Here is a 23,940-nt window from a genome sequence, read left to right on the forward strand (position 1 = left end):
TCTTGCAGGGCGCCCGTACGGGCAGGAGGCAGCATGCGTCAGTCAGGCCGGACACGCCGGATGCTCGGGTTGTCCGCTCGTACCGGATCGACCCTGCTGCGCTCGAGAATCGGCGGCAAGGCCGATTGGCAGGCGCTCGGCGAGTCGCTGTTTGAAGGCCTTTCCGAGCTCAAGGGGCCGGCGATGAAGATCGCTCAGGTCATGTCCCAGTGGGATGACCTGCTGCCCCCGGCCCTGGCCGAAGAGCTTGCCCGGCTACAGAAGGATGCTGCTCCGGCGCCCTGGGCCGAGATCAAGGTGGCGCTTGAGGCAGAGCTCGGCGACCTCGATGCCCTGTTCGACGAGATCGAGCCCGAGCCCTTTGCCAGCGCCTCTATGGGACAGGTGCATCGGGCCCGGACCCGGGACGGTCGTACCCTGGTGCTCAAGGTGCAGTACCCGGGGCTCGATCGGGTGCTGGAACAGGACCTGGTGCAGGTCAGAAGGCTGCTGCGACTGGGTCGCTGGCTCAAGGTGTCCCAGGCACGCCTCGATGCTCTATTCGACGAACTCGCCGATGGACTGCGGCGCGAGCTCGACTATCGCGCCGAAGCGGACGCACTGGAGCGCTACCGGCGGCGCTATGCCGATCACCCCGACCTGGTGATGCCGCAGCCCGTGAAGGAGCTCAGTGGTCCAAGGGTGCTGGCGATGGAGTATCTGCCGGGGACGCCCCTGCGTGACCTCGAAGGTGCCGACGATACCCTTCGTCAGCGGGTGTCGCGCACCCTGGCGGACTGGATCACCGAGGAGCTGTTCACCCACCATGAACTGCACGCCGATCCCCACGCCGGCAATTTTGCCGTCGATGAACAGGGCCGGCTGGTGGTGTATGACCTGGGCGCCGTGATCGCGGTCCCCCGGGAGCGGCTGGCCGGTCTGGTGGCGCTACTTGGGGCAACCCTGGACGGCGACCCCATGGCCATGGATGAGGCCGTGCGCGGGCTCGGCGGTCGACAGGGAGAGGGCGCGCCGCTGGCGCTGTATCGCGAATCCGCGGAAGCGGTGTCGCCGCTGTTCGCGCCCGGTGAGCAGGACTTCGGCGATGTACGGGTGCATCGGCGTCTGCGCGAGCTGAGCCCCCGGGTGTGGGGCGCGCTGGACCGCCTGCAGCCCCCTGCCGGCATGCTGTTGCTGGCGCGTACGCTCAATGGTCATTACTGGAACCTGGTGCGGCTCGAGGGGCGCCTGGACATGCATTCACGGAGTGCACAGTTGCTGGATGCCTACGCCGTCTGAGGCGCGGGTCTGCCCAGCCGGTGCATGCACTGTTAGACTGTGCCGTTTTCAATTTCGGGGAGATAGCGATGCTGGCGTTATGGGTGGATCAACTGCTGGGTTTTGCCGCGGGCGCCCTGGCAGCCATTCGGCAGGATGAACGCTATCCGAGCTTGATGAGCTGGGCGCGCGAGGAGGGGCCTGCCTGCGTGGGCGGTGACAAGGCCCTGGCCCAGGCGCTGGCTCCCGAACTGTGGTCCCAGACGCCCCTGGCACGTCTCGACTTCGCCTGTGAAACCCTGGCACGCCCTGGCCGCAACGAACCTTGCTGGTGCGACTCTGGACGCAAGATGAAGCAGTGCTGCGGTGCCGTCAGCCTGCCCGGTCACCTGCCGCCTCATCTGATGTGGATGCTGTCGCTGCGCGAGTGGAAAGGGGAGACGCTGAAGGCTGCCCTGGCCAGTGGTCGCGCCCCTGCCCAGGCGCTGTTGGAGGCGGGGCTGATCGCCGCCGAATCGGGCCAGCGAGGACGTGCCCAGCAGATCCTCGAGTCACTGTTCGACAATGCCGACTGGGAGCGCCTGCCGGAACAGGCCGAGCCCGCCTTCGAGATCCTGCTGGACCTTTTCCAGGAGCGCGGTTTCCACCGCAAGCGCGAGGCGCTGCTGGACGAGGTGCTGGATCGGGGACCGATGTTCCTGCGTGGCGTGGCGCTGGAGCGGCTGTGTCTGATGCACCTGGACAACGACGATCTCGACAGTGCTCGCTCGGCCTTCGTGCGTGCCCAGCAGGCCCTTCCCGATTCGCCGACCCTGGCCTATATCGAGGCCATGCTGCTGCTCCACGAAGGTCACGACGAGGAAGCCATGGAGCGCTCGCGCTTCTGGCTGCGGCGGCTGACCCGCCAGGGTGATCTCGACCCCGACCAGCTGCAGTTCCTGGCGGACCTGGCCGACAACCCCGGCGCCACCCTGGCCGATCAGCTGCTGTGCGCCGAAGAGGATCTCGGCGAGCCCCTGGTAGGCCTGCAGACCCTGCTGGCAGAGTTGCCGCCGCCCCCGCCGATCAAGGTGGTGGAGGAAGACGGGCAGTTGCTGTATCGCTCCACGGCGCGGGAGGACACGCTGTTCGCCGCCTTCCAGGAGGGTTTCCAGGTCGACGTGGACCCGGATGCGCCGATGGGCTTTCTCGGAGATCCCTGGTTCAATGCCGCAGCCTGGTTGCCGGCGCTGTGTGCCAACCCCGAACAGCTTGATTCACCGGCGGTGCTGCAGTCGGTGTCGCTGGCACTGACCAGCCGTTTTGGCAGTCTGCCGTGGATGGCGCCGAGTCTGTTCGAGCCCCTGGCCGAGCGTCTCGAGCGCTGGCTTCTGCAGATTCGTCAGAGTGGCGACGGCGCCTTCCAGTGGGACCAGGAAGACAACGCCCAGCTGCTGCGGGCGGGGCTTGCGCTGGTGGTGGGTATGGAACGTGGCTCCCGCCAGCACTCGCGGGAACTGGCCGAACTGCTGCTGTCGCTGGACGAGCAGGACAGTCTGGGGCTGCGCGAGCTGGTGCTCGACCAGTTGCTGCGTGAAGGCCGCGACGACGAGGCGCTGGAGATCAGCCGCCAGGCTCTGGAGGTCGGTCCTGCCGATGACGAGACGCCGCTGCTGGGCATGTACATGGGGCAGGTGCTGGCGCTGTACCGACTGGGCCAGCTCGACGACGCGGCCCTGGCATTGGAGAGCGCCCAGCGCCACAACGCCCACGCGGTGGCGCTTCTCTGCAGCGACAACCCCAAACGTGGCGCCATCCCCGGCAATGGCCAGCTGGCCGAGCCCGGCACCCGCGCCGAGGCCTGGCAGTACCGTACCCTGATGCGCGATCAGTGGCGCAGCACACCGGGCGCGCTGGCCTGGCTGGAAGAGCGCAGCGGACGGCGCGGTTGATCGCAAGCCCTGTTCAAGGGCGTACTACAAGGCGGCTTCAGCAATGGGGGGGATCGCTGCCTGCGCTGGATGACGGCTCCGGCTGAGCCTTGGGGCGCGTAGCGCCGAAGGTCTACTCAGACCCCCAGGTACGAGGCCGAACGCTGAAGCACCATGGAAAAAGAGGGCCGACAACGTCGGCCCTCTTTTTGTGATGCACACTGCATCGATGGCGTCATGGCTTGTCGAGGCTGACGGGGTGTTTCCCTGGCTCGCGCACATGGTGTCGCCAGACCCACAGCGCCATCAGGATGGCCGGCACGCCCAGCGCCGAGGCCAGCACGAAGAAGCTCGGGTAGCCCATTCCCTCCACCACCAGCCCGCCAAAGCCTGACAGGAACTTTCCGGGCAGCGTCATCAACGACGAGAACAGGGCGTACTGGGTGGCGGTGTAGGCCCGCGAGGTCAGGCTCGACAGGAAGGCGATGAACACCGCGCTTGCAAGGCCATTGCTGAGATTGTCGCCGACGATAGTGAGCACCAGCAGCGAGTGCTGGGCGCCACTGAGCGCCAGCCAGGCGAACATCAGGTTGGTCAGCACGGTGGCCGTAGCGCCGAGCACCAGGATGCGTCCGATGCCGTAGCGCACCACTAGCACCCCGCCGACTAGCCCGCCGAGGAGGCTCATGATGACGCCGAACACCTTGGTCACGGTGGCGATGGTGTCGAGGCTGAAGCCCAAGTCGACGTACAGCGGATAGGCCATCGAGGCCATCGCCAGGTCGCTGATGCGATAGATGCCGATAAACAGCAAAAGTCCCAGTGCGCCCAGACCGAAGCGCCCGAAGAAGTCGAGAAAGGGGCAGACCACGGAGCCGATCAACCAGGCGCCGGTGCGCCGGACCCATGCGGGCCGGCCGCGGCTGGCGCGCAGGAAGGCACGCACCCGGGGCTCCTTGGCCAGGCGACTGGCCAGCGGTTGGCGCGGCGGCTCGGGACGCAGCAGTACGGTGATCATGCCCACCGCCGTCAGTGCCGCCATGCACTGGTAGGACACCTGCCAGGAGAAGGCCGACGCCAGATACAGCGCCCCTGCACCGGCCATGATCAGGCCGCCGCGATAGCCGATGATGTAGGTGGACGCCATCGCCGCCTGGACCTCGTCCTCGGCCGACTCGATACGAAAGGCGTCGATGGCGATGTCCTGGGTAGCCGAGCCGAAGGCCACCATCAGCGCAAACAGCGCCACCGCGCCGAGCTGGGAGGCCGGGTCCAGCGACGAAAGGCCCAGCAGGCCGCCCATGATCAGCGCCTGGCCGGCAAGCATCCAGCTGCGCCGCTGGCCCAGCAGGCGGGTCAGCAGCGGCAGGCGGAAGGCGTCCACCACCGGTGCCCAGAAGAACTTTATCGAGTACAGCAGTCCAATCCACGAGAAGAAACCGATGGCGGCGACCTCGACCCCGCTGGTACGCAGCCAGGTGGTCAGGGTGGAGAACACCAGCAGAAAGGGAAGGCCCGCAGAAAAGCCCAGAAACAGCATGGCCAGCACGGGTAATCGCAGGTAGACGCGCAGGGCGTCGACCCAGGGATGCTGGCCGGACGAGGTGGGCATGGATAGCCTCCTTGCAGTTGGTCGGCCACAGGCCGCCTTCCGAATGGTAAAATGCGCGCAACATCTCGGTGCGGCTCGACGAATTGTTGCAAAGCCGCAGGGGCGATACCAGCGGTGATCATCAAGGGTCGTCGGCAACGCACCGGGAACCGCGTCAATGACAGGCGATACTGCCGGCTTGGTGGCTGGTGGTGGTTGAGTCTGGAAGGAGTCACATGAGTCACAGCAATATCGAGGCGGGCCTGGGGGGCGATGCCACCCCGCGCTGGTACGTGGTCCAGTGCAAGGGCGGAGAGTCGTTCCGGGCCGCCGAGCATCTGGCCAACCAGGGATACGAGCTCTTTCATCCAGTGCTGGAGGTGCAGAAGAAGCGCCGCAACAAGCTGACCTGGGTCGAGGAGCCGCTGTTCCCCTACTATCTGTTTCTGCGGCTCGACCAGGTCGAGAGCAACTGGCGCCCGATTCGCTCGACCCGCGGAGTGTTGAAGATCGTGACCTTCGGGCTGTCGATGCCGGTGCCGGTCAGCGATGAGCTGATCGACCTGCTGCGCCAGCACGGCGAAGCCAAGGACGACGATCCTGGCCAGCTTTACTTCCGGGCCGGAGAGTCGGTGGAGATCACCGACGGCCCCTTCAAGGACCTCAAGGCGGTGTTCGAGAGCCACAAGGGCGAAGAGCGGGCGATCGTGCTGCTCAACATGCTGCATCGCCAGCAGCGCCTGGAAATGCCCGTCGCCGCGCTCAAGCGCCAGGACTGATGTCGACCCCAAGGAGCCCGAGATGAGAGTTTCTCCCCAGTGTGTGGTGCGTCTGCACTATGTCCTGAGCAACCAGCAGGGCGACGTCCTGGATGATTCCTGGAAGCGCGATGAGCCGCTGGAGTATCTGCACGGCCACGGCAACCTGATGGAAGGCCTCGAGCGGGCCCTGGTCGACGCCGAGGTCGGCAGTCGCCTCAGTGTCACCCTGTCCCCGGCCGAGGCCTATGGCATGCGCGACGAGTCGCTGGTGCGCGAGGTGGGACGCCAGGCCTTTCCTGGTACCGATCTGCGCCCCGGCATGTGCTTCCAGACCCCCGGCGATGCCGGCCCACAGATCGTCAGCGTGGTAGAGGTCAAGGGGGACAGCGTGGTGGTGGACACCAACCATCCCCTGGCCGGGGAGACCCTGTCGTATCGCCTCGAGGTGCTCGATATTCGCCAGGCGACCCGCGCCGAACTGGCCAAGGGGCACCCGCTGCCGCCCGGCACCGAGGCCTCCGAGGTGGAGGACCGCAAGGTCCTTTAGGGTCCCGGCAGTGGTAGCTGGAGGCGCTCTCGCTGAAAGGGTGCCACAGACGACGAAAAAGCCGCCTCTTGAAGGCGGCTTTTTCGTCGTCATGGCGGGCCGATGTCTCGCGGTCACCCTTGACGCAGGTCAGCACAATTCAAGGGCCGACCGGGTACCATGAATTCATCGACACAGAGACAGGAGGACAGCGCCATGTACGTCGACAACGCCGTCATTTTCGGGCTGGGTGCCGTCGCTCTCTCTGTGGCCTTCATGGCCGGCTGGATCGCTTTTATCATCCGCGACGCTCACCGTCGCAAGCGATAGTCGTCAACCAGCGTCAGGGGAGGGGGAGTCATCCCCCTTTTTCAACCGACCCTTCGGGGTCGGTTTTTTTTTGGTTTATTGCTTCTGAGATCACCTGAACTCGCCTGAATTCCATCCGCCTGCCCGGCGCGCCGCGACAAGCCGCGGCGCGCCACGCGGGGCCTTAACGGGCGATGCGCTGCTTGAGGAACTCGACGATCTCGTCGGCGGGCACCATGGTGGCCTCGCTGTCACGGCGACCCTTGTACTCGAGCTCACCCTTGTCGAGGCTGCGATCGCCCACCACCAGTCGATGGGGCAGGCCCATCAGTTCCTGATCGGCGAAGCGCACGCCGGGACGCAGATCACGATCATCCAGCAGCACGTCGAAGCCGGCGGCGCTGAGTTCGTCGTGCAGGCGCTCGCTGGTCTCGCGCACGCGCTGGGACTTGTGGGCGTTCATCGGCACGATGGCGATATGGAAGGGGGCGATGGCGTCGGGCCAGATGATCCCGCCCTGGTCGTGGTTCTGCTCGATGGCAGAGGCCACCACGCGGGTGATGCCGATGCCGTAGCAGCCCATCCAGGGGTGAACCGCCTTGCCTTCGTCGCCCAGCACGGTGGCATTCATCGCCTCGCTGTACTTGCGACCGAGCTGGAACACGTGGCCTACCTCGATGCCGCGCTTGATCGACAGCACGCCCTTGCCGTCGGGTGACGGGTCACCCTCGACCACGTTACGCAGGTCGGCGACCTTGGGCAGGGCCACGTCGCGCTCCCAGTTGATGCCGAAGTAGTGCTTGCCGTCGACGTTGGCACCGGCGCCGAAGTCGCTCATCAGCGCCACGCTGCGATCGATGACGATCGGCATCTCGAGCCCGACCGGGCCCAGCGAGCCGGGGCCGGCGCCAACGGCGGCGCGGATCTCTTCTTCGCTGGCCATGGTCAGCGGTGTCGCCACCTCCTCGAGGTGTTCGGCCTTGACCTCGTTGAGTTCATGATCACCGCGCACCAGCAGCGCCACCAGGCCGCCCTCGTGGCCGTGCACCATCAGGGTCTTGATGGTCTTCTCGATGGGCAGGCCGTGCTGCTCGACCAGGGTGGCGATGGTCTTGGCGTTGGGGGTGTCGACCAGCCTCAGCTCCTCGGTGGGCTCGGCGCGGCGGGCATCGCTGTCCAGGGGCGCAGGCAGGGCCTCGGCCTTTTCCATGTTGGCGGCGTAGTCGGACTCGGTGGAGAAGACGATATCGTCCTCGCCGGAGTCGGCCAGTACGTGGAATTCGTGGGAGCCGGTACCACCGATGGAGCCGTTGTCGGCGATCACCGGACGGAAGTCGAGACCCAGGCGAGTGAAGATGCGCACGTAGGCGTCGTACATCTTCTGGTAGGTGTCCTTGAGCGAGGCCTCGTCCAGGTGGAAGGAGTAGGCGTCCTTCATGATGAACTCACGCGAGCGCATGACCCCGAAGCGCGGACGGATCTCGTCACGGAACTTGGTCTGGATCTGGTAGAAGTTGGCCGGCAGCTGCTTGTAGCTGGCGATCTCCTTGCGTACCAGGTCGGTGATCACCTCTTCGTGGGTCGGGCCGACGCAGTAGTCACGCTGGTGTCGATCCTTCAGGCGCAGCAGTTCCGGACCGTACTGCTCCCAGCGGCCGGACTCCTGCCACAGCTCGGCCGGCTGCACCGCCGGCATCAGCAGCTCCTGGGCGCCGGCACGGTCCATCTCCTCGCGCACGATACGCTCCACCTTGCGCAGGGTGCGAAGGCCCAGCGGCAGCCAGGTGTACAGGCCGGAGGTGAGGCGGCGAATCATGCCCGCGCGCAGCATCAGCTGGTGGCTGATGACCTCGGCGTCGGCAGGAGTTTCCTTCAGGGTACTGATCAGAAGTTCGGTGGCGCGCATGGGTCCGCAGGTTCCTTCACATCGAGTCTGGTAAGCGCTGGAGGCGAGCAGGACAGCAGGCTGTCCCGTCGATGGCCGTCGAGGGGCATCCTCGGCGACTCGCATCCGGCCATGAAAGTGACGTGCATTGTACGGGGAAGGTGTCATGCCGGCAAAAGCAACCGCCACCGTTGGTGGCGACAAGGAGCGAAGGGTGGCGAACGTGGTAGGATGCGCATGAGTTTTATCATGCTGGGCAGCGGTCGAGTCGTTGTCGGCACCGCTTTCCGTCATTTATGCCAGATTACTGCAAGAGGAAGTTGTTCATGCTGCGTCCGCCCCGTCTGCTTACCGGCCTGGTGCTTGCCACCACCCTGACCTCGCTCGTCGGCTGCGGCACCGTCTTTCACCCTGAACGCAAGGGGCAGATCAGTGGTCGCATCGACCCGGTGGTGGCGGTGGCCAACGGCGTCGGCCTGCTGTTCTTTATCGTGCCCGGGGTGATCGCCTACGCGGTGGACTTCTCCAACGGCACCATCTACCTGCCGGGCACGGGCTCCGCCAGTGTCGATTCTCTGCCCATGGGCGAGGGACGCGATCTGGCGAGCCTCGAGCGGCTGGTCAGCGAACGTGTCGGTACCGAGGTCAAGCTGAGCGACGAGCTGGTGCGTGTCGAGCAGGTCGAGAGCCTGGATGAGGCCCTGGCCATGGTGCGCATGGCCAGTGACGAGGCGACCCACGCTGGCCGTGGTTTGCCAGCCCGTGCCTTGCCAGCCAGTACCTCGCCCGACAGCGTGTCGCTGGACGGCTGAGATCGATCACGCCGGGTGCGCGCGCAGCACCCGGCGGCTGCTCCTGTGGTTCTTCCCTTGTCTTGTGATTCTTCCATCGCCGCCTGAGCGGCCGCCCCCGCAGCATCCTTCCCGCAATCTCTACCGCCCCCGACTCAGCGCCTGCGCTGCAGTCTCAGCACGATCAGCCCCGCCACCAGGCCCCAGAAGGCCGAGCCGATGCCCGCCAGGGTCAATGGCGATGCGGTGATGGCGAAGGTGACCAGCACCGCGTCCAGGTTGTCGCCGTCGCTGAAGGCGGTACGTAGCGCACCGCCCAGGGTGGCCATCAGCGCAAGTCCCGCCACCACCGCGATCATGGCGCTGGGCAGGGCGTCGAACAACGACGCCACCGTCGCCCCCAGGGCGCCCAGCAGCAGATAGCCCATTCCCGCCGCAATGCCGGCGGTGTAGCGTCGCCCAGGCTCGCGGTGGGCCTCTTCGCCAAGGCAGGGGGCCGCGCTGATCGCCGCCATGTTGACGCCGTGGCCACCGAAGGGTGCCATCAGCAGCGACGCCAGGCCGGTGGCCCCCAGGCTTGGCGCCACCGGCGGCGTAAAGCCCGCGCTTCTGACCATGGCGAACCCCGGCAGGTTCTGGGTGGTCAGGGTGACCGCGAACAGCGGTATGCCGATACCCAGGCACACCACAGGATCGAAGGCCGGGGTCACCCAGGCGGGACGGGTCAGACTCACGGCAACACCCGCCAGACTCAAGTCGCCGCGGCCCAGGCACAGCGCCACCCCCGCGGCCAGGACCGTGACGATGGCCAGGCGTGGCGCCAGGCGGCGGCACAGCATCCATACACCCAGCAGAGCCAGCGGCAGCCAGGGGTCCGTCTGCACGGTGGTGAAGACTTCCAGCACGAAGGGCAACAGGATGCCGGCCAGCATGGCCGAGGCGATCGACGCCGGCACCACCGCCATGATGCGCTCGACCAGGCCGCTGGCGGCGACGGCGAGCATCAGCAGCGATGACAGCAGGAAGGCACCGACGGCCTGGTCGAAGGGCACGCCGGGCAACTGGGTCACCAGCAACGCCGCCCCGGGCGTCGACCAGGCGGTCAGCAGCGGCATGCGATAGCGCCAGGACAGCCCCAGCGATGTCACACCCATGCCGATGCCCAGGGCCCACATCCAGGAGCCGATCTGGGCCTGATCGATAGCGGCGGCCTGGGCCGCCTGGAAGATGATCGCGGCGGAACTGGCGTAGCCGATCAAGACCGCGGCGAACCCGGCGGCCAGCGTGGAGGGATGAAGGTCGTCGAGCATCTTCGGGCGATGCGTCTGGCCAGCCTTGGCGGCCAGTGAACTTGGCGAAGCTTTCATGAGACGGTCCAGAAAAAAGCCGGGGGAAACCGCGGAACGGCGACATTGGTGTTTGTGCGTTATAACGTCCAAGGCTAGCAGTGGACGTTATAACGCACAAGCATGCTGAAGTGAGAGAAGAGAGAAGAGAGAAGAGAGAAGAGAGAAGAGAGAAGAGAGAAGAGAGAAGAGAGAAGAGACGAGAAACGAGAAACGAGAAACGAGGAACAAGAGAAGACGAACAAGAGGCAGGAGTCGTGGCGCGTGAGGTGTGGTGTGCTGACCGCAAGCGACGGCGGGCCAGGGGCGTAAACCTTGCGTATACTGGGCCGACCTTTCTGGAGGCCGCCATGCAGGATATTGCCGACCATATCGCCACCACCCTGAAGGGACTGCGCCAGGCTCAGGGCTGGAGTCTCGAGCGTGCCGCCCGCGAAACCGGCGTCAGCAAGGCCATGCTCGGCCAGATCGAGCGTGGTGAGTCGAGTCCCACCGTCGCCACGCTATGGCGCATCGCCAGCGGCTTTCGGGTCAGCTTCTCGTCGCTGTTCGGAAGCCCGACACGGGCCATGGACGGCCCCCTGGAAGAACGGCGCGTGAGCATCGACGATTCGGTATGGGGCAGGGACAGCGCCGGCATGCGCGCCAAGCTGCTGTTTCCCTATGATCCCATGCTGGGTTTCGAGATGTTCGAGATCGAGCTGGCCGAAGGCGCCGAGAGCGCTTCGAGTCCCCATGCGCCGGGGGTGGTGGAGCATCTGGTGGTGGTGGAGGGCGAGCTGGTGCTGGCGATCGACGACGACTGGCATCTGTTGAAGGCGGGGGAGGGGCTGCGCTTCTTCGCCGATCGTCCCCACCTGATGCGCAATGAGGGGCCGGGGACGCTGCGCTTTCACGATGTGATCCACTATCTACCCGGTGCCGCCAGCGACGGTTCCGGTTGAAGCTCGTCCCGTCACGTCGTCAGAGTGCTTTCCGTTGCGCTCCTTGTTCCAATTGCTCCAGCGCCTCGGGTCGATAGCGCTCGAGCAGGGCCCATAGCCTTGCCGCGCTGTCGGCGTCTGGCTGGCCATCGAAGTTCGCCGGTCGAAAGTGCAGTTGGAAGGCCCGCAGGGTGGCGCGACTGGCGTCATCCCACACGCCACTGGCTTCGATCCCGTAGCCCCAGGCGGCCAGCGCCCGCTGCCATTCGATCAGCGCCGGTGGTTCACGCTCGAAGCGGCTGCGGTAGTGGGCGACGCGCGGGGCCTCGGGCCAGGCGCCGATGCCGGCCTCGTGAAGCTTGCGCCAGGGAAAGGCCGGCCCCGGGTCGAGCTTGCGCAGCGGTGCCACGTCGGAGTGCGCCAGCACGTGCTCCGGGGCGATCCGGTGACGCTCGATGATATCCCGGGCCAGCGGAATCAAGGCGTTGAGCTGGTCATCGGGGTAGCTTGCCCAGCGCACCGGGCCCTCGGGGGCATCTAGCTCGCTGCCGACCCAGGGGCGATCGGGCCCCTGGTTGACGATCTCGATGCCGATGGAGGTGTCGTTGAGCCCCACGCGATTGCCCCAGCGGCTGGCGCCGGCGTGCCAGGCACGGCGGCTCTCAGGCACCAGCTGGAACACCACCGGGGTATTCTGCAGGCGTCGTGTGGGCAGCGGCACCAGGTAGTGGCTCGATACCCGGGGCCCGGTCAGGGCGCGCAGGGAGTCGGCCTGGTTCTCGTCGGTGTAGTGCAGGATCAGGAAGTGCACGCGGCTATTGTGGCCCCGAGCCGGGTGGCGATGGTCCACCACATAGCCGTCGCGCGGCTCCAGGGCGGGGCCCCGCTGGATCAGCGCCTCGGTGGCCAGGCCGCCGGCAAGGTCGCAGCCGGCAAGCCCGATCAGTGAAACGAGCAGGGTACTGACGAGCAGCGCGGGCCTGCGTCGATCGCGGAGATGCCCCGGCGCAGTCACGAAGGCCGTGGCGTCTTTCCCTGTCCACCCGGTCAGCCACCCGATCAGCCACCTTGTCATGCGCTTTGGCATCCGTTCTGTCATGCACTTTGGCATCCGTTCTGTCATCCGCCTTGGCCTCCAAGCCACAGTCGCACCAGCAGGCCAAGCACCAGGGTGCTGGTGACGCTGGCCAGGGTTCCCAGCAGCACATACTCGGTCAACTTGCGGTCTCGGCTCTCCTTCAGGTCACCAAAACGCAACACGGACTTGGCCGCCAGCAGAAAGCCGACGGCGGTGAGTTGGTCGAGCAGGGTCAGGGTCAGTACCAGCAGGCGCTCGAGGATGCCGATGCGGGCGCCGGCCCGATCCAGCGTACCGGGTGCCTTGAGTTGTCGAGCCAGGGGGGCCATGGCCAGGGCGATGGCGACCGCCATGGGCCGGGTGACCAGCAGATAGGCGAGCAGCAGGAGCAGCGAGGACGGTGTACTCAGGTGTGCAAGCATCGCTGTCAGTGGCGTCAGGCTACCGACGAGCCACAGCCACACCACCACGATGGTCGCGCCGTGCAGGCCCTGGTCGAGCATGAACAGGCCAAGTTGCCGAGAGGGCCAGCGTCGCGTCGCCTTGGCCTTGGCGGCATCGATCGTCCAGTGGGCGAGCCCCAGCATCATGGCCGCGAAGGTGGCGTCGATGCCGTCGTCGATACCGGGGACAGACCGCAAGGCGCACAGCGCAAGCCAGGCAAGGGCCGCATGCACCAGAGCATGCAGTGCCAGACTGGGACTGCGTATGCCGCGGGCCTGTCTATCCGCTACCCAGCGATCCGGTTGCAGCACGAAGTCGCCAAGCAGGTGCGCCAGCAGCAGGGCCAGTAGAAGCGACAGCGACGACGATGACGCTGGTGCGAGATCCAGGACCAGAGTGTTCATGTGCGCTCCTGTGCCGCCGACGCCAGACAGGCCAGGGTATCGCTCAGCAGTGCCCAACGGGCGGTCTTCAGGCGCTTGTGGACACTGGGCTGGCGGATGCCCAGTCGGCCGGCCATCTCGGCCTGGGTCAGCTCGGGCTCGGCCAGGCTGAGGGCCACCACCTGAGCGGAGGGGCTGGACCAGGCGTCGATCATCTCGTCGAGGTAGCGTATCAGCAAGGCCTCGGCGGTGGTCTCGGGCTGGTCGAAGCCAAGGTGAGCGCCATTGGCGGACAGACCGTCCAGGGCCTGCCCTGAGGCCATGAAGGGGGGATCATCGGCGTCGGCCAGGGGGGCTCCCGGGGCCCAGCCCGCCGGGCCCCGGGCGACGGCGATACGGGCGTCCCAGCGTTCGTGGGCTGGACTCTGGCCGATCAGGCTGGCGCGCAATGCCACCGCCGCCTCAAGGCCCCGGTCGCCCTGGCGGATGGCCAGTTGGAAGCCATCGCCACGAAAGCGGTGGAAGGCGCCGTTGTGGCGTCTTGCCAGGGCCTCGAGGGTGTCATCGAGGCAGCGGTAGAGGGCCTCGCGATCGCGTTGACGAGAGGCAATCAGGTCGCCGGTGAGTACAGCGATGATGGGATCGGACATGACGCGGATGGCTCCGTGGTGAGCGCGGATAGCGCTAGAGACCTATTACGCCTATTTATAGCTCTTTTCGGCTATTTTCTCACGAAATTGCCTGATGTGGTTATTGCGGGCGACGGCTAGGTGGTGCCAACTGTCCGGTCCCCCAGCGACACCATGGTCAGCGCGCCAGTTCGCGCATCGCTTCATCCAGTCCCTCCAGCGTCATGGGATACATGCGCTCGTGGATCAGCTCGCGAATCAGCCGGGTCGAAGGAGTGTACTCCCAATAGCGTGGTGGGTTGGGGTTGAGCCAGACCAGCCGCGGGTAGCGCTCGGCCAGGCGCCTGAGCCAGACCCCGCCCGGTTCCTCGTTGAAGTGCTCCACGCTGCCGCCGGGGTGGGTGATCTCGTAGGGCGACATCGACGCATCGCCGACCACCACCACCTGATAGTCGGCACCGTAGGTGCGCATCAATTCCCAGGTCGAGAAGCGCTCCTTGTGGCGTCGGGCGTTGTTGCGCCAGACGCCCTCGTAGAGGCAGTTGTGGAAGTAGAAGTGCTCCAGGTGCTTGAACTCGGAGCGCGCCGCCGAGAACAGCTCCTCGCAGACGCGGATGTGGTCGTCCATGGACCCGCCCACGTCGAGAAACAGCAGCACCTTTACCGCGTTGTGACGCGGCGGGCGCATGCGCAGGTTGAGCAGACCGGCGTCCCGTGCGGTATCGCGGATGGTGGCGTCGATGTCGAATTCCTCGAGCGCCCCCTGGCGGGCGAAGCGACGCAGGCGACGCAGCGCCATCTTGATGTTGCGCGGCCCCAGCGCCTGGTCGTCGTCGTAGTCGCGAAAGCGCCGCTCGTCCCAGACCTTGACCGCACGCCGATGGCGCGAGCCATCCTGGCCGATGCGTACGCCCTCGGGATTGTAGCCGTAGGCGCCGAAGGGGCTGGTGCCGCCGGTGCCGATCCACTTGCTGCCGCCGGCGTGGCGCTCCTTCTGCTCGGCCAGGCGTTGCTTGAAGGTCTCGATCAGCTTCTCGAGCCCACCCAGCGACTGGATCTGCGCCTTCTCCTCGTCGCTGAGCTGACGCTCGAATTCACGGCGTAGCCAGTCGTCCGGGATCAATGCATCGATGGCCGCATCGAGGCCTTCCACCGACCCCATCCAGGCGGCAAAGGCGCGATCGAAACGGTCGAAGTGGCGTTCGTCCTTGACCATCACGGTACGCGCCAGCCGGTAGAAGTCGTCGATATCGGCGAATACTACGCCGGCCTCGACGGCGGCGTGCAGATCCAGCAGCTCGCGCAGCGAGACCGGCACCTGGTGGCGGCGCAGGGTGTCGAACAGATCGAGAAACATCAGCGACCCTGACGCCGCACCATGAAGGCGAGGCGCTCCAGCAGAGCGGTGTCCTGCTCGTTCTTGACCAGGGCGCCGGCCAGCGGCGGCAGGCTCTTGGCCGGATCACGCTGGCTCAGGGCCTCGCGGGCGACCTCGTCGGCCATCAAAAGCTTCAGCCAGTCGACCAGTTCCGAGGTCGACGGGCGCTTCTTGAGCCCCGGCGCCTCGCGCAGCTCGAAGAACACCTCCAGCGCCTGGCTGACCAGTCGCGGCGCGATATCCGGGAAGTGCACCGCGACGATGCGCTCCATGGTGGCGCGGTCGGGAAACTCGATGTAGTGGAAGAAGCAGCGGCGCAGGAAGGCGTCGGGCAGCTCCTTCTCGTTGTTGGAGGTGATCACCACGATGGGCCGGTGACGGGCGCGAATGGTCTCTCCGGTCTCGTAGACGAAGAACTCCATGCGATCGAGTTCCTGCAGCAGGTCGTTGGGGAACTCGATGTCGGCCTTGTCGATCTCGTCGATCAACAGCACCACCCGTTCGTCGGCGGTGAAGGCTTCCCACAGCTTGCCCGGACGCAGGTAGTTGGCGACGTTGTCGACGCCTTCCACGCCAAGCTGGGAGTCGCGCAGGCGACTGACCGCGTCGTACTCGTAGAGCCCCTGGGCGGCCTTGGTGGTGGACTTGATGTGCCAGGTGACCAGCCGGGTGCCGAGCGAGGCGGCGAGCTCCTCGGCCAGCAAGGTCTTGCCGGTGCCCGGCTCACCCTTGATCAACAGCGGGCGCTTCAGCGTTACCGCGGCATTGACGGCCTGCTTGAGGGCATCCGTGGCGACGTAGGTGGAAGTCGAGTCAAACGCCATGGGCGAGGATCCTGAATAACGAAGTGGCAACGAAGTGATTTCAAACGAGTGTACGGTAGCCCCGTGGGCGGAACAATCCTCGGCGTCAGTGCTGGGCGTCGTCGTCTCGATACAGGCGAATCAGCGTTGCCGGGTCCTTTTCACCCTCGCCGCGGGCGAGCCGGCTGCGCATCAGCTGGGCGGCCAGGGCCGCCATGGGCGTGGCGCTGGACTGACGATGGCCCTGGGCGGTGGCCATGTCGACGTCCTTGAGCAGGGTGCGCAGGTGCCAGCTCGGCGCTTCGAAGTCGCGACTGGCCATGCGCGGGGTCAGCATGCGAAAGGGCGTCGAGTCGGCGAAGCCACCGGCCAGGGCGTCGGGCAAGCGACTGGCGTCGACCCCGCTGGCCTCGGCCAGCGCCACCATCTCGGCGATGGCCGCGGTGGTGCAGCCGACCAGTAGCTGATTGCACAGCTTGGTGACCTGGCCCGAGCCCACCGGGCCCATGTGGGTGATGCGTGAGGCCAGCGGGGCGAGGACCTCTCGGGCCGCCTCCACGTCCGCCGCGTCGCCGCCACACATGATCGCCAGGCTGCCCGCCTCGGCACCGGCCACGCCGCCGGAGACCGGCGCATCCACCCAGCTCACGCCCGCCTCGCTGGCGGCCTGGGCCAGCTCCCGGGTGGCGGCGGGGTCGGCGCTGGTCATGTCGATGATGCGCTGTCCAGGTCGCGCCCGGGCGATGACGCCGTCGCTGCCGAGCATCACTTCGCGCAGCACCTCGGTATTGGCCACGCAGCTCAGGATCACGTCCACCTCCGCGGTCAGCTCGGCGACGCTGTCGGCTACCCGGGCACCGGTGTCGGCGGCCACCGCCTCGGCCTTGGCCCGGGTGCGGTTATACAGCGTCAACGGATGCCCGGCCTCGGCCAGCCGGCGGCTGAGTGGATCGCCCATCAGGCCGATACCGATAAAGCCGAGGCGAGGCAGCGCAGATGATGTGGTCGAGCGGGGAAGCGGCATGACGAACTCCTGTGCAGGGGCGGGTGGTCGTGACACCCCGGTTGGCCAGTGCCAGGGGGCGTGAGTGGGGGGAATCGTCTAGCATGCGTCAGTCGGTCGTGCTCCCTCAACTGATAGTGTGGACGCGCCCGGACGCGCGACCTAGTCTGGGGATTCACTCCATGCCCCCATCGGGGCGTCTGGCGTGTTCCTTTATTCGATACTCCACCTCTATCTCTATCCAGGCCAAGACCGCGATGCTCGAGTACTCCCTGGCCCACTGGGTCACGTTTCTGTCGGCGGCGCTGCTGCTCAACCTTTCCCCGGGGCCGGACATGGCCTACGTGCTGGGCCAGACCGCACGCCATGGCCGCCGTGGTGGCTTTGCCGCCATGTTCGGGGTGTGGAGCGGGGCGGGGCTGCACGTCGTCATGGCGGCGCTGGGTCTGTCGGCGATCCTCGCCACCTCGGCGCTGGCCTTCAGTTTGGTGAAGTGGCTGGGCGCCGCCTATCTGGTGTGGCTGGGGCTCAAGTCGCTGCTGGCGCGGGGGACAGAGGACACCGCCACGGCGCCTGTGGTGCCTGCCAGCGGCACCCGCATCTACCGCCAGGGAATCATGATCTCGCTGCTCAATCCCAAGGTCGCGATCTTCTTTCTGGCCTTCCTGCCCCAGTTCGTGGTGGACGGGGCAGGACCGGTCAGCCTGCAGCTGGCGCTGCACGGGCTGGCCATCATCCTGGTGGCGGCCGTGGTCGAGCCTCCGCTGGTGATCGCCGGGGCCAGGCTGGCCAAGGCCCTGCGCGGCAGTCGCAGGCTTGGGCTATGGTGTGAACGAGGGCTCGGCGCCTTGTTCGTGGGATTGGGCGCGAGGCTTGCCCTTACCGAGCGTAACCTCTAGCCGGGAACCGGGAGGCGACACCATGCGCCTGAGAATACTGTCCGACCTGCACCTGGAACACTTCGACGGAGATCGTGAGTTGCCGGAAGTCGAGGCCGACGCGGTCATCCTGGCCGGGGATATCCACCTCGGGCTCAAGGGGCTCGAGTGGGCGGCCAGGCGCTTTGCGGATCAGCCGGTGATCTACGTGCCCGGCAATCACGAATTCTACAAGCACCGCATGGGCGCCCTGCGCCGGGAGATGGCCACACGGGCCGGGGAGCTTGGCATTCACCTGCTCGACAATGCCAGCCTGGAACTCGGCGGCGTGCGCTTTCTGGGCACGACACTGTGGACCGACTTCGCGCTCTACGACGAGCGTCCCGACCCGCAGGACATTCCCACCGAGACGCTGTCCGCTGCACTGCGACAGATGCCCGACTTCGCGGTCATCGAAGAACCCGAAGGTGAGGTCTTCTCCCCGGAACGCAGCGTCGAGCTGCACCGCGAGAACCGGGCCTGGCTGGAGACCGAGCTCGCCAGGCCGTTTGGCGGTGCCACGGTGGTGGTCAGCCACCACGCCCCCCTGGCCGAGAGCATTCCCGCCCACTATCAGGGCGACCCGCTGTCGCCGGCCTTCGCCTCGCGTCTCGAGGCGTTGATGGAGGGCGTGGCGCTGTGGGTCCACGGCCACGTCCACGACCCGGTGATGCTGACGGTGGGGGACACCCGGGTGGTGGCCGTGCCCGGCGGCTATCCCGGCGAGCGCCCGGAGGATGACCTGCGCCTGGATCGTGTGGTCGAGGTCGAGAGCATGGCGTCGGAGTCGGAATCCCGGCAGGCCTGAACTAGCCGCCCTGGAGCTGTTCCTTGAGCTTGTTGGGCAGCTTCTTGATGATCAGCCGGTCGCGCTCTTCGTCGTACTCGATGCTGTTGCCGAGCAGATGGGAGTCGAAGCTGATCGAGACGCCCTCGGCGCGGCCGGTGAAGCGGCGGAACTGGTTCAGGGTGCGCTTGTCCGGCGGAATCTCCGGCGACAGCCCGTAGTCGGCGTTGCGGATGTGCTCGTAGAAAGCCCGCGGCTTGTCGTCGTCCACCAGCGCGGACAGCTCGTCCAGGGTCATGGCCTCACCACGGCTGGCCTGATCCTGGGCGTAGTCGATCAGCGCGTCGGTCTTCTCGCGGGAGGTTTCCTCGGCCATGTCCTCGCGCTCCACGTAATCGCTGAACGCCTTGAGCAGGGTGCGGGTCTCGCTCTTCGGGTCGACCCCTTCGCTGGCGCCGAGCAGCGCCTGCAGGTCGTCCGCCAGCTTGCGCGCACCACGGTCGGCCAGCAGTGACAGATACTGGCTCGACGGGCCGCCTTCCTGCCATTGGGTCAGGTTGAGGCGAAAGGCCAGCGACATCTGGCTGTGGTTGACCTGACCGGTAATGGCGACGCGGCCGTCGTCACCGATGACGAAGCCGTCACGATGGTGCACCAGCGCCAGAAACAGGTGGCGGGTTTCGCCCTGGCGCTGGTCGGCGAGGATCAGGTGCCCACCGGTGGGCAGGTGGTCGTCGACCAGTGTCTTGATCGCTTCACCCAGAGACGCCGCGAGAGTCTGCAGGTCGCGTTCGTCCTGAAGGTAGGCCTTGAACTCGGCCGGGAAGCGGCTGGACGTGGCGACCGGGCCGGTGGATTCAGCCGCGGCGTCGTCCCAGGGCGGGGGCTCGTCAACAGAGGGCTCGTCAACAGAGGCTTCGCTGGCGCCCACAGCGTCCTGCGCTACGTCGCTCACCGCGACAGTATGCTCATTGAGCCGTCCCCAGCGCTTGGCCTTGCCGTGGTAGGCATCGGTCAGGCGGGTGACCAGGCTGTCCAGGGCGTCACTGTCGGGATGCAGTTCGCTTGCGGGCACAAGGGTTGCCGGACTGTCGCTGGCGCTCTTGTCGAGGCGCTGGATGACACAGGCGGATATCGGCATGAGGACCTCGTGGGCAGGGGGCGGCGGCAGATGATAACGCAATTGGGAACCACTGCATAAATTGCTGCGCTCGACATCTCGGCCGCCGGCGGTGCTCAAGCTTCTCATTTAACTATATGTAAAATCGAAACTTTCCGCTCCGGCGGCAGCTGACCTCTCTTCGCTCGCGACATTTCTTCAGCGCTTCCCTTGCTCCGTTGGGTCGAAAGGGTCCCTGGATTCAGGGCTTGAGTCGATAGCCGCTTCTGAAGATGGCGTGGATCACCACCAGGGCCACGGCCATGAACAACAGGATCATGCCCAGGCTGATCCACACGCTGACGTCACCGAGCCCGTAGAAGCTGTAGCGAAAGCCCGACACCAGATAGACCACCGGATTGAACAGGGTCACCGTCTGCCATAGCGGTGGCAGCATGTCGATGGAGTAGAAGGTGCCGCCGAGGAAGGTCAGCGGGGTGATCACCAGCAGTGGCACCAGCTGGAGCTTTTCGAAGCCGTCGGCCCAGATACCGATGATGAAGCCGAGCAGGCTGAAGGTCAGGGCGGTGAGCACCAGAAACAGCAGCATCATCAGCGGATGCTCGATGGTAAAGGGCACAAACAGGCTGGCGGTGCCCAGCACGATAAGCCCCAGGACGATCGACTTGGTGGCGGCGGCACCGACAAAGCCCAGCACGATCTCCAGCGGCGAGATCGGCGCCGACAGGATTTCGTAGACGGAGCCGGAGAAACGTGGAAAGAAGATCCCGAAAGAGGCGTTCGAGACGCTCTGGGTCAGCAGCATCAGCATGATCAACCCAGGCACGATAAAGGCCCCGTAGGGAATGCCCTCGACCTCACTGATGCGTGACCCGATGGCCGAGCCGAACACCACGAAGTACAGCGAGGTCGACAGCACCGGAGAGACCACGCTCTGCAGGATGGTGCGCAGGCTGCGGGCCATTTCGGCCCGATACAGCGTCTTGACCGAGGTGAGGTTCATGTCCGTTCCTTGACCAGATTGACGAAGATCTCTTCCAGCGAGCTCTGACGGGTGTGCAGGTCCTTGAAGGTGATGCCGGCGGCGTCGACCTCGCCCAGCAGGTCGGCGATGGCGCCTTCGCCGTCGTCGGCACCGTCGTAGCGATAGACCAGAGCGTGGCCGTCATCGGCCAGGGTCAGGCTGCGGTGGGCGAGCGCCTCGGGCAACTGGGAGAGCGGTTCGCGCAGGTGCAGGGTCAGCTCCTTGCGCCCCAGGCTCGCCATCAGTGTCTGCTTGTCTTCGACCAGCACCAGTTCGCCTGCGCGAATCACGCCGATGCGCTCGGCCATTTCCTCGGCTTCTTCGATGTAGTGGGTGGTGAGGATGATGGTGACGCCGCTCTGCCTGAGTCCACGTACCACCTCCCACATGTCGCGCCTCAGTTCGACGTCGACCCCGGCGGTGGGTTCGTCGAGAAACAGCACCTGGGGCTCGTGGGCCAGCGCCTTGGCGATCAGTACTCGTCGTTTCATGCCGCCGGACAGAGTGATCAGGCGATTCTTGCGTTTCTCCCACAGGCTCAGCTGGCGCAGTACCTTCTCGATATGCGCCGGGTCCTTCGGCTTGCCGAACAGGCCGCGGCTGAAGGAGACGGTATCCCAGACGGTGGAGAAGGCCTCGCTGGTCAACTCCTGGGGCACCAGCCCGATGCGCGAGCGGGCGGCGCGGAAGTCGTCGAGGATGTCATGGCCATCGACCAGCACACGCCCGGACGACGGATTGACCAGGCCGCAGATGACGCTGATGAGGGTGGTCTTGCCGGCGCCGTTGGGTCCGAGCAGGGCGAAGATCTCGCCGCGACGAATCTCAAGATCGATGCCCTTGAGCGCCTCGAAACCACCGTTGTAGACCTTGGTCAGTCCCTTGACGTCGATGATCGGGGCGCTCATGTCTGGGCCCCTTCGGCGGCAGGTACAGGCCGCCCGGGTGCGACCCGGGCGGGTAGAGATGCTGAGGGATGCGGGCGAGGCATGGAGACGTCCTTATCGATTGACCCCGCCCATCCTAGCGCGACCGCTCTGATCTGCACACAGTCGGGCGCCGTCCCGGCGCGTCTCAGTCGCGTGGGGTGACGTTGGTCATCCGCGGCAGCACGTCGGGACTGTGGCGGCTGACGCGATGGAGCACTGCCATTACCACATGGCCGAGGGCGAGAGCGAACAGGGCCCAGCCCAGCCAGCCATGGAGCAGGTTGGCCGGGGCCTCCATCCAGGCGATCTCGTCTCCTTCGAAGCCGGCCATCAGTTCGATGCCGAAAGGCGAGAAGGCGCGGCCGGAGCCGTACTGGCGAAGGAGCGCGATGGAGGGGATGAGAATCAGCAGTCCATAGAGCGCGACATGGCCAAGGTGCGACGCCAGGTTGACCCGTGCCGGGCGACGCCGCTGGTTGATCAGCGCCCAGCTCACGCGTAGCAGCATCAGTACCAGAATCGTCAATCCCACGGGCTTGTGGCTGCCCCACAGCAGTTCATCCAGCCAGGAGTCCTCGAACAGGAACCTGGCGCTGGCGGTAACGAGCTGCCACACCACCAGCGCGGCGATGGCCCAATGGAAGAAACGGCTGATGCTGCCGTAACGGTCGGGAGTGTCGGTGATCGGCATAGGGGGGTCCTCATCATCGGGTAACAGATAGCGTCGCGGTTCATTGGTTCTTGTTTTTTTGCCTAGGCTAACCCAGCCCAGCGCACCAGGCGGGTGAATTCTCCCAAGAGACTGTGCAAGAACCGGCAGTCACGCGTGGAACACGGTGTTCGACGATGTGCGTTGGACAGACTGGTGTAAGGAAGGCCGCCGTAGCGCTACTCAAGGATTCCCAATTCGACGGCGTCTTCGGCAAGAGGATCGATTCATGGCTCGAGTGTCCCCCCTGACGTATAAAAAAAATGTGGCTGAAGCAATGGCAAGCAGAGCAATCGCAAGCGGTGCTATGGCAAGCGGTACTATGGCAAGCAGTGCATTGGCAAGTCAGCCAATGGCGAGCAGGGCAGTGGCGCTGGCGCAGTCCCCCTGGCGATCGCTGGTGCTGCTGGGGCTCGGCCTGGCGCTGATGATCGCGGTCTCGCCCCAGGCGTCGGCGCAGGCGGGCGAGCAGGTGACGCCGAGCGTGTCCCAGAACATCATGCAGCAGAAGTGGGTGTCCGATGACTCGAACCTGATCTCGACCATGGTGCTGGTCACCCTGGACCCGGGGGCCAGCCTGCCGCCTCACCGTCACGCAGGGCCGGCCTACGTCAAGGTGGCCACCGGTGAGGTGATCTCGCAGCTTGAAGGCGGGGAAGAAGAACGCTTTGGCCCCGGAGACGAATGGCGAGAGGCCGAGGGCGTGCGCCACGTACAGCTGGTCAATGCCAGCGACGACACACCGGCGGAACTGATTGTGGTGATGATCCACACCCGTGGCGACCCCCTGACCCGGGTGGAATGACCTTGTCAGTGTCGCTCTGACGGTATCGCTCTGACGGTATCGCTCTGATAGCCCCGCTTGGATCGTGCCCTGCGGATTATTCGACACGCCGACACGACAACGCCGCGATCTCTCGCGGCGTTGTCGTTGCTACCCAGGCGGGTCTGAGGCTCGGTCGCAAGGTCGCCGAGCGTAGGCGCCTTTCTGGCAAGCCTAGCCGCGGCTGGTGACTTCCAGCAGATGATAACCAAACTGGGTCTTCACCGGGCCCTGCACCTTGTTGAGGTCGGCGGAGAAGACGACCTCGTCGAACTCACGCACCATCTGGCCGGGGCCGAAGCTGCCCAGGTCGCCGCCCTGGCGGCCGGACGGGCAGGAGGAGTGCTCGCGGGCAACCTCGGCGAAATCACGACCGTTCTCGATCTCGGTCTTGAGGGTTTGGCACTTTTCTTCGCTGTCGACGAGGATGTGGCGGGCGGTGGCCTGGACCATGGGATGACTCCTGAACTTCACTGAAGGTTGGCTGATGTTGCGAGACGCGAGCTTACCACGGGTGCCGCCGAGGCGGCACCGGGCTTGGTTTGTGTCCAGGTCCGGTGCACCATGGGACTGTCGTCGCCGCCCTTGCGCCCTCTCTTGTGTAGAACGAGTAG

24 protein-coding genes are annotated in these 23,940 nt (G+C 65.9%); 10 read left to right on the top strand and 14 right to left on the bottom strand.

The features are described from left to right. Positions 1-33 precede the first annotated feature (33 nt). Both C6W88_RS12825 and C6W88_RS12830 read left to right on the top strand, forming a co-directional pair. A complete protein-coding gene (locus tag C6W88_RS12825) occupies positions 34-1,278 on the top strand; it encodes an ABC1 kinase family protein (protein ID WP_108132716.1) in 1,245 nt (414 codons plus the stop codon). A gap of 68 nt (positions 1,279-1,346) precedes the next feature. Further along, positions 1,347-3,188, top strand: a complete 1,842-nt coding sequence (locus C6W88_RS12830; RefSeq protein ID WP_108132717.1) for an SEC-C metal-binding domain-containing protein — start codon at positions 1,347-1,349, stop codon at positions 3,186-3,188. Positions 3,189-3,402: 214 nt separating this feature from the next. Here the strand turns inward: C6W88_RS12830 and C6W88_RS12835 are convergent, their stop codons facing one another. Continuing rightward, a complete protein-coding gene (locus C6W88_RS12835) occupies positions 3,403-4,779 on the bottom strand; it encodes an AmpG family muropeptide MFS transporter (RefSeq protein WP_108132718.1) in 1,377 nt (458 codons plus the stop codon). A 215-nt stretch (positions 4,780-4,994) separates the two neighbouring features. On the opposite strand from C6W88_RS12835, the gene rfaH reads away from it, so the two are divergent. From rfaH to ccoM, 3 genes are all read left to right on the top strand, one after another. Continuing rightward, on the top strand, positions 4,995-5,537 hold the full coding sequence (gene rfaH / locus C6W88_RS12840; protein ID WP_045994239.1) for a transcription/translation regulatory transformer protein RfaH: 543 nt from the start codon (positions 4,995-4,997) through the stop codon (positions 5,535-5,537). Between the two features lie 22 nt (positions 5,538-5,559). After that, positions 5,560-6,066 (top strand): FKBP-type peptidyl-prolyl cis-trans isomerase, encoded by a 507-nt coding sequence (locus C6W88_RS12845; RefSeq protein ID WP_108132719.1) that lies wholly within the window; start codon positions 5,560-5,562, stop codon positions 6,064-6,066. 195 nt (positions 6,067-6,261) lie between these two features. Beyond that, positions 6,262-6,375 carry a cytochrome c oxidase subunit CcoM gene (gene ccoM, locus C6W88_RS22045; RefSeq protein ID WP_286985057.1) on the top strand — a complete coding sequence of 38 codons (114 nt, stop codon included), beginning with the start codon at positions 6,262-6,264 and terminating at the stop codon, positions 6,373-6,375. A 163-nt stretch (positions 6,376-6,538) separates the two neighbouring features. Here the strand turns inward: ccoM and C6W88_RS12850 are convergent, their stop codons facing one another. Next, positions 6,539-8,260: a proline--tRNA ligase gene (locus tag C6W88_RS12850; RefSeq protein ID WP_108132720.1), complete on the bottom strand. Its 1,722-nt coding sequence runs from the start codon at positions 8,258-8,260 to the stop codon at positions 6,539-6,541. 305 nt (positions 8,261-8,565) lie between these two features. Between C6W88_RS12850 and C6W88_RS12855 the strand changes: the two genes are divergently transcribed. Beyond that, positions 8,566-9,051: a hypothetical protein gene (locus C6W88_RS12855; RefSeq protein WP_231498637.1), complete on the top strand. Its 486-nt coding sequence runs from the start codon at positions 8,566-8,568 to the stop codon at positions 9,049-9,051. Between the two features lie 134 nt (positions 9,052-9,185). Here C6W88_RS12855 and C6W88_RS12860 read toward each other — a convergent pair whose 3' ends face one another. Further along, complete coding sequence (locus C6W88_RS12860) at positions 9,186-10,397, bottom strand: benzoate/H(+) symporter BenE family transporter (protein ID WP_231498638.1); 1,212 nt, start codon at positions 10,395-10,397, stop codon at positions 9,186-9,188. A 329-nt stretch (positions 10,398-10,726) separates the two neighbouring features. Here C6W88_RS12860 and C6W88_RS12865 point away from each other — a divergent pair, with 329 nt between their 5' ends. Next, positions 10,727-11,320: a helix-turn-helix domain-containing protein gene (locus C6W88_RS12865; protein ID WP_045994260.1), complete on the top strand. Its 594-nt coding sequence runs from the start codon at positions 10,727-10,729 to the stop codon at positions 11,318-11,320. 19 nt (positions 11,321-11,339) lie between these two features. Here C6W88_RS12865 and C6W88_RS12870 read toward each other — a convergent pair whose 3' ends face one another. The 6 genes from C6W88_RS12870 to C6W88_RS12895 all read right to left on the bottom strand — a co-directional run bounded on the left by C6W88_RS12870 (position 11,340) and on the right by C6W88_RS12895 (position 17,038). Further along, positions 11,340-12,374 (bottom strand): N-acetylmuramoyl-L-alanine amidase, encoded by a 1,035-nt coding sequence (locus tag C6W88_RS12870; RefSeq protein WP_108132721.1) that lies wholly within the window; start codon positions 12,372-12,374, stop codon positions 11,340-11,342. A gap of 44 nt (positions 12,375-12,418) precedes the next feature. After that, on the bottom strand, positions 12,419-13,225 hold the full coding sequence (locus C6W88_RS12875; RefSeq protein WP_108132722.1) for a DUF3307 domain-containing protein: 807 nt from the start codon (positions 13,223-13,225) through the stop codon (positions 12,419-12,421). After that, entirely contained in the window at positions 13,222-13,854 is a 633-nt protein-coding gene (locus tag C6W88_RS12880) for a hypothetical protein (RefSeq protein ID WP_108132723.1), read from the bottom strand. The genes C6W88_RS12875 and C6W88_RS12880 overlap by 4 nt, the downstream gene beginning before the upstream one ends. A gap of 157 nt (positions 13,855-14,011) precedes the next feature. After that, the gene (locus C6W88_RS12885) at positions 14,012-15,190 is read right to left on the bottom strand and encodes a vWA domain-containing protein (protein WP_045994263.1); all 1,179 of its coding nucleotides are present in this window, start codon (positions 15,188-15,190) and stop codon (positions 14,012-14,014) included. Continuing rightward, complete coding sequence (locus C6W88_RS12890; protein ID WP_108132724.1) at positions 15,190-16,035, bottom strand: AAA family ATPase; 846 nt, start codon at positions 16,033-16,035, stop codon at positions 15,190-15,192. The genes C6W88_RS12885 and C6W88_RS12890 overlap by 1 nt, the downstream gene beginning before the upstream one ends. An 85-nt stretch (positions 16,036-16,120) precedes the next feature. Continuing rightward, a complete protein-coding gene (locus tag C6W88_RS12895) occupies positions 16,121-17,038 on the bottom strand; it encodes an NAD(P)-dependent oxidoreductase (RefSeq protein WP_108132725.1) in 918 nt (305 codons plus the stop codon). A gap of 236 nt (positions 17,039-17,274) precedes the next feature. Here C6W88_RS12895 and C6W88_RS12900 point away from each other — a divergent pair, with 236 nt between their 5' ends. Then, positions 17,275-17,916 (top strand): LysE family translocator, encoded by a 642-nt coding sequence (locus tag C6W88_RS12900; RefSeq protein WP_108132726.1) that lies wholly within the window; start codon positions 17,275-17,277, stop codon positions 17,914-17,916. Between the two features lie 22 nt (positions 17,917-17,938). Further along, positions 17,939-18,742, top strand: a complete 804-nt coding sequence (locus C6W88_RS12905) for a metallophosphoesterase family protein (RefSeq protein ID WP_108132727.1) — start codon at positions 17,939-17,941, stop codon at positions 18,740-18,742. A gap of 1 nt (position 18,743) precedes the next feature. On the opposite strand, the gene C6W88_RS12910 is transcribed toward C6W88_RS12905, so the two are convergent. The 4 genes from C6W88_RS12910 to C6W88_RS12925 all read right to left on the bottom strand — a co-directional run bounded on the left by C6W88_RS12910 (position 18,744) and on the right by C6W88_RS12925 (position 22,485). Continuing rightward, positions 18,744-19,862: a nucleoid-associated protein gene (locus tag C6W88_RS12910; RefSeq protein WP_108132728.1), complete on the bottom strand. Its 1,119-nt coding sequence runs from the start codon at positions 19,860-19,862 to the stop codon at positions 18,744-18,746. Between the two features lie 220 nt (positions 19,863-20,082). Continuing rightward, entirely contained in the window at positions 20,083-20,844 is a 762-nt protein-coding gene (locus tag C6W88_RS12915) for an ABC transporter permease (RefSeq protein ID WP_108132729.1), read from the bottom strand. Then, positions 20,841-21,773 carry an ABC transporter ATP-binding protein gene (locus C6W88_RS12920; protein ID WP_108132730.1) on the bottom strand — a complete coding sequence of 311 codons (933 nt, stop codon included), beginning with the start codon at positions 21,771-21,773 and terminating at the stop codon, positions 20,841-20,843. The genes C6W88_RS12915 and C6W88_RS12920 overlap by 4 nt, the downstream gene beginning before the upstream one ends. A 166-nt stretch (positions 21,774-21,939) precedes the next feature. Beyond that, positions 21,940-22,485, bottom strand: a complete 546-nt coding sequence (locus C6W88_RS12925) for a cytochrome b (protein WP_045994270.1) — start codon at positions 22,483-22,485, stop codon at positions 21,940-21,942. Positions 22,486-22,855: 370 nt separating this feature from the next. Here C6W88_RS12925 and C6W88_RS12930 point away from each other — a divergent pair, with 370 nt between their 5' ends. After that, on the top strand, positions 22,856-23,308 hold the full coding sequence (locus C6W88_RS12930; protein ID WP_181248638.1) for a cupin domain-containing protein: 453 nt from the start codon (positions 22,856-22,858) through the stop codon (positions 23,306-23,308). A gap of 192 nt (positions 23,309-23,500) precedes the next feature. On the opposite strand, the gene C6W88_RS12935 is transcribed toward C6W88_RS12930, so the two are convergent. Beyond that, on the bottom strand, positions 23,501-23,779 hold the full coding sequence (locus tag C6W88_RS12935; RefSeq protein ID WP_045994272.1) for a peptidylprolyl isomerase: 279 nt from the start codon (positions 23,777-23,779) through the stop codon (positions 23,501-23,503). Positions 23,780-23,940 lie beyond the last annotated feature (161 nt).

The organism is Halomonas litopenaei (assembly GCF_003045775.1).
In the GTDB taxonomy this organism is placed as follows: domain Bacteria; phylum Pseudomonadota; class Gammaproteobacteria; order Pseudomonadales; family Halomonadaceae; genus Halomonas; species Halomonas litopenaei.